The organism is Arthrobacter sulfonylureivorans (assembly GCF_047607445.1).
Lineage (GTDB): Bacteria > Actinomycetota > Actinomycetes > Actinomycetales > Micrococcaceae > Crystallibacter > Crystallibacter sulfonylureivorans_A.
Genome location: NZ_JBLKRT010000070.1, coordinates 1 through 4,578, shown reverse-complemented (window position 1 = coordinate 4,578; position 4,578 = coordinate 1). Strand labels below are relative to the sequence as shown.

Here is a 4,578-nt window from a genome sequence, read left to right as displayed (position 1 = left end):
GCTGCAGCACCTCCGAGTCGATGTAAATCGTGTGGCCGGAGGTGCCGATGGCGGTCACTCCCCCGATCTCCATGCCGGTCACGGCTCGGGTGGTCTCGGCATCGGCGAAGGACGCGCGCTTGACCCCCAGCAGTTCCCGGACGGTCTTGTTGACGTCCAGCCGGGTGGTTCCCAGCACCACGCAGACGGCGTATTTGGCCGGCTCGACTTTCTTGGACGTCACCAGAATGGTGTTCGCGGACTGGTCGAGGGTGAAGCCGTAGTGCTCGCAAAAGGCCGCGGTGTCCGCCAATTCCGGGTCGCAGGCCAGCACCTCGTAGGTCAGGCCGTGCTCGGCGAGCGCTGCCTCGACGGCGGGCAACAGGGTGGCCATACTCATGATGCCTGTGTTGCCCTGGCTGTCTTGGTCACTGCAGCCAGAATCGCCTCGCCCAGTTCGGCGGGCTTGGTGAACTGCGGCCAGTGCCCGGTGGGCAGATGGACGTACTCCACATCCTTGATCCTGGTCAGCTCCACCACTTGCGGTGCCCCGGCGTCGATCCAGCCTTGCAGCTGTTCCGGCGTGAACTCACAGGTGATGATCGTGACCGGGACGTTGAACCGGCGCTCGTCGGAGAGGTGCTGCGGGTCTTGGGCGACGCCCCTTGGCTGCGGAATGGCCCGGGCCCGGAACGCGGCGCGGAGGTTCTCGTCCAGATCGGTCAGGTCCTCGTCGCTGAACAGGCTCCAGTCCGGCAGCGGCACGTCATCCCCTTCGGCGGGCAGCTCGTCGTTGATCACGCCGCCTTCGCCCAACGGGCCGCTGTCCACATAGATGGCGCGCAGGACGCGGTCCGGCCGCTGGTCCACCACGCCATGGATGATGGCTCCGCCGCCGGAATGACCCACCAGGATCACCGGCCCGCCCAGCTCATCCACTGCTTTCAGCGTGGCATCAATGTGGTCGCGGAGGCCGATGCCCGCCCGCGGGGCCTCCGGTGACTCCAGCCCGGGCAGCGTCAGCGGGTAGACCCGATGCCCTGCGGCTTCCAGCGGCGGAGTCACCTCCGACCACGATGACGCGTCCAACCAGAATCCGGGTACGAGGATGATGTCCATGTCAGGTGACTCTAATGCCCGGTCCGTGCCCCGGGACACCCCTCGGGCTCAATTCAGGACAGCTGCCGTCCTAAGACCGGCCCCGCGGGTTGGCCGGGACGATTGGTGCCGTGGGAGAGCCATAGGCTGGGATGTAACAACATCGCTCAGCCGACCCGGAGGACCGCCGTGGGAATCATGAACGACCTGCTGGGTTCGTCCGCGGTGGCGCAACTGCGCACTTCGCTGGCCGGGGCAGCCGACCAGCCTGTCTGGCCGGCCCTTGAGGAAGCCGGCGGCCGTCTTGAACCATTGGCCCTGCGGGCGCGGGCGGGGCTGCTCGCGACGGCACTGATGGAGGACCTCAACGGCGGCTACGAGCGGGCTGCCGCAGTCTTCCGCAGCGCCCTCGCCGATGACGGCTTCACCGGCTGGATCCTGTGGCCGGTGGGCGAGGCAGCGGTCACCCTGGCGCTCCAGGACGGAGGCCAGCGGGCCTTCGATGACGCGCTGGCCCTGCTCGCGGAGCTGACGCCGCGGATGAGCAGCGAGTTTGCCATCCGACGGCTGTTGATCCAGGACCTGGACCGCGCGCTGGACGCGATCCGCGGCTGGACGGCACACCCGGACGAACACGTCCGCCGGCTGGCCAGCGAAGGCACCAGGCCGTATCTGCCCTGGGCCGTCCGTGTACCGGGCATCGTCGCCCGGCCGGCAGCGACGCTGCCGATCCTCGACGACCTGTACCTGGATGAGAGCGAGACCGTCCGGCGCTCCGTGGCCAACCACCTGAACGACCTGTCGCGGCATGCCGCGGCCGAAACTGTAGCCACCGCCGAACGCTGGCGTAAGGCGTCGGGCGACCGCGCGGCCTGGGTCACCCGGCACGGGCTGCGGACCCTGGTGAAGAAGGCGGACCCCGATGCGCTCGCCACGCTGGGCTTTAGCTCCGGAGCCGTGGCGGTGTCCGCCCCGCAACTGGACCACAGCGTTGTCCGCCTTCCCGGGGAACTGGGCTTCGCCGTCGAACTCCGCAATGACGCAGCAGAGCCGGCACGCGTTGCCCTGGATTATGTGGTGCACTACGTCAAGTCCAACGGTTCGCTGGCTCCGAAGGTGTTCAAGTTGGCGGTGGCCGATTTGGCGCCCGGCGAGGTGCGCCGGTTCCGCAAAAAGCACGGCTTCCGGCAGATGACCACGCGCGCGCATTACGCGGGAAGGCACTCCGTCCAGGTGCAGGCCAACGGCACGCTGTCCCCGCACGCCGGCTTCGACGTGCTGCTCTGACACCTCAGCCAAGTCCTGTCCGGGTTCGCTGACCGCATGATCGGGCGTTGGTCGAAGTGCTCGGCCGGCGGTATTCGATAACCTTTCTGCAACCTGTTTCTGTTATGCCAGCGAATACCCGCCTCCTGCAGATGCCACCAGTACCGATGAAGGAACGTGTCATGAACTTTGACCTGCCCCCGCGCCCCAGAATGGGCGACGCACAACGTCCCCGCCGTTCGGCACTCGCGAACCAGACAGGGCTTCCATGAGCGCCCCGGTCGACCAGCAACGCAAGCTGCACCTGTCGCACCACAGCGCCGCGGAGATCGGGACCGTGGCCGCAGATTTAGTCGCCGGACTCGTCGAAGAGCGGCCCGGGGCCGTCATCGGCCTGGCCACGGGTTCCTCCCCGCTGCCGCTGTACCAGTCGTTGGCACGCCGCCAACTGGATCTGGCGGCCGTCCGCTGGTTTGCCTTGGACGAATACATCGGGCTTCCGGCCGGCCACCCGGAGAGTTACGCCGCGGTCATCGAGCGCGAGGTGATCACACCGCTGGGCCTCGACCCTGCGACGGTTTTGCTGCCGGACGCCTGCCGGCCGGACGTGGATCAGGCGGCCGCAGACTACGAGGCGGCCATCGCCTCCGCTGGCGGCATCGACCTGCAGATTCTGGGCATCGGCCACAACGGCCACTTGGCCTTCAACGAGCCGGGTTCGGCCCTGAACTCCCGCACCCGGGTGGAAGCGTTGACGGAACGCACGCGCCAGGCGAACGCGCGCTTCTTCGACTGCCTCGACGACGTTCCCACCCGCTGCATTACCCAGGGCCTGGGCACCATCCTGGACGCCAAGCGGTTGCTGTTGCTGGTGCAGGGCCGGGACAAAGCCGAAGCGCTCCGCGATGCCCTGACCGGCCCGGTCCACCCGGACTGCCCGGCCTCCGTGCTGCAGCTGCACCCGGACGTCACCGTCCTCACCGACGTGGAGGCGGCCTCGCTGCTTCCGGCCGGTGCGTCGGCGCCGTGAATCCCGCTCGACGGAATAGCCGCCGGCCAGTCCTGTTGTGACTGGTATGCAGCTTGCCAACATCCCTGTCTCCATCCTGGACCGCGCCAATGCCCGCGCAGGCAGTGCTGCGTCCGACGCGCTGGCCGCCACGGTCCGGCGCGCGCAGCATGCCGAGCAACTGGGCTATCACCGGTTCTGGGTGGCCGAGCATCACGGCGTGCCCGGGATCGCCGGTTCCGCCCCGACTGTGCTGATGGCCGCGGTGGCCGCGCAGACCCAGCGCATCCGGGTTGGCTCCGGCGGCGTGATGCTGCCCAACCACCAGCCCCTGGTGGTGGCCGAACAAGCCGCGACCCTGCAGGCGCTCTTCCCCGGCCGGATTGATCTCGGCGTCGGCCGGTCCGTGGGCTTCACGCCCGCCGTGCGGTCAGCGCTGCGGCAGGACAAGGACGCCGCGGACCGCTTCGCCGAGGACCTGGCCGAACTGCTGTCCTACTTCGGCGGCACCGCCGCCATCACTGCCCGCCCGTACGACGGCGGTGCAACGCCGCCTTTTGTGCTGGCCACCGGCAAAGGCGCGGAGATCGCTGCCAAGGCGGGCCTCGCCGTCGTTGTTGGTGGTCCGGCCTTTACCGGCCGCAAGCCGGACGTGGCCCGCGGCGTGCTGGAGCGGTACCGGAAGAACTTCCGGCCCTCCGCCTATTACGCGGAACCGTACGTGATCGCCTCGGCGAACGTGGCTGTGGCCGACTCAGCCGACGCGGCGCGGGACCTGCTGCTGCCCGAGGCGTGGGCGATGGCGCAGTCCCGCACCCGCGGGGAGTTCCCTCCGCTTGAATCGGTGGACTCCATTCGGGCCCTGTCCATGACGCCGCGGCAGCAGGCGCTCGTAGCCGAGACACTGGCCGCGGCTATCCACGGGACCGCAGACCACGTGGCTCAGCGGCTCGGGCTGCTGCTGGAGGTGACCGGCGCTGATGAACTCATGGTCACCACCAACACGTTCGACACCGCAATCCTCGCCGACACCGACCGGAGGCTTGCCGCCCTCTTCGGGCTGCCCGGCTAACGGTGCCATGGGCTGCTCGGCTAGCCATGTCTACGGATGGGCAAGTGGAGGTCTAGCTGGCGCAGTCTGCAAGGCTTTCCTGGCGGAGGCGGCCCGCACTAGTCTGAGACCGTCCGGTGAACCCAGCTGTGAGGGCGGCTCTCATGCGGGTGCT

General features: G+C 68.5%; 5 protein-coding genes. 3 read left to right on the top strand and 2 right to left on the bottom strand.

All coding sequences use genetic code 11. From position 1 onward, the window contains the following. Positions 1-379, bottom strand: a 379-nt coding sequence (locus tag ACMX2H_RS18690; RefSeq protein WP_414962748.1) for a YbaK/EbsC family protein, incomplete at its 3' end; no start/stop codon positions are given. Further along, a complete protein-coding gene (locus ACMX2H_RS18685) occupies positions 376-1,098 on the bottom strand; it encodes an alpha/beta fold hydrolase (protein WP_414962746.1) in 723 nt (240 codons plus the stop codon). The genes ACMX2H_RS18685 and ACMX2H_RS18690, both read right to left, overlap by 4 nt. A 177-nt stretch (positions 1,099-1,275) precedes the next feature. Between ACMX2H_RS18685 and ACMX2H_RS18680 the strand changes: the two genes are divergently transcribed. The 3 genes from ACMX2H_RS18680 to ACMX2H_RS18670 all read left to right on the top strand — a co-directional run bounded on the left by ACMX2H_RS18680 (position 1,276) and on the right by ACMX2H_RS18670 (position 4,424). Further along, positions 1,276-2,364, top strand: coding sequence for a DNA alkylation repair protein (locus tag ACMX2H_RS18680; RefSeq protein WP_414962752.1), 1,089 nt, complete (start codon positions 1,276-1,278; stop codon positions 2,362-2,364). Positions 2,365-2,611: 247 nt separating this feature from the next. Next, positions 2,612-3,373, top strand: a complete 762-nt coding sequence (locus tag ACMX2H_RS18675) for a glucosamine-6-phosphate deaminase (protein WP_414962745.1) — start codon at positions 2,612-2,614, stop codon at positions 3,371-3,373. 46 nt (positions 3,374-3,419) lie between these two features. Continuing rightward, a complete protein-coding gene (locus ACMX2H_RS18670; RefSeq protein ID WP_414962750.1) occupies positions 3,420-4,424 on the top strand; it encodes an MsnO8 family LLM class oxidoreductase in 1,005 nt (334 codons plus the stop codon). Positions 4,425-4,578: the final 154 nt, after the last annotated feature.

Excerpts from the sequence above, each read along its gene's own strand:
- ACMX2H_RS18685 (WP_414962746.1), bottom strand. The coding sequence starts at position 1,098 with ATGGACATCATCCTCGTACCCGGATTCTGGTTGGACGCGTCATCGTGG.
- ACMX2H_RS18680 (WP_414962752.1), top strand. The coding sequence starts at position 1,276 with ATGAACGACCTGCTGGGTTCGTCCGCGGTGGCGCAACTGCGCACTTCG.
- ACMX2H_RS18675 (WP_414962745.1), top strand. The coding sequence starts at position 2,612 with ATGAGCGCCCCGGTCGACCAGCAACGCAAGCTGCACCTGTCGCACCAC.
- ACMX2H_RS18670 (WP_414962750.1), top strand. The coding sequence starts at position 3,420 with ATGCAGCTTGCCAACATCCCTGTCTCCATCCTGGACCGCGCCAATGCC.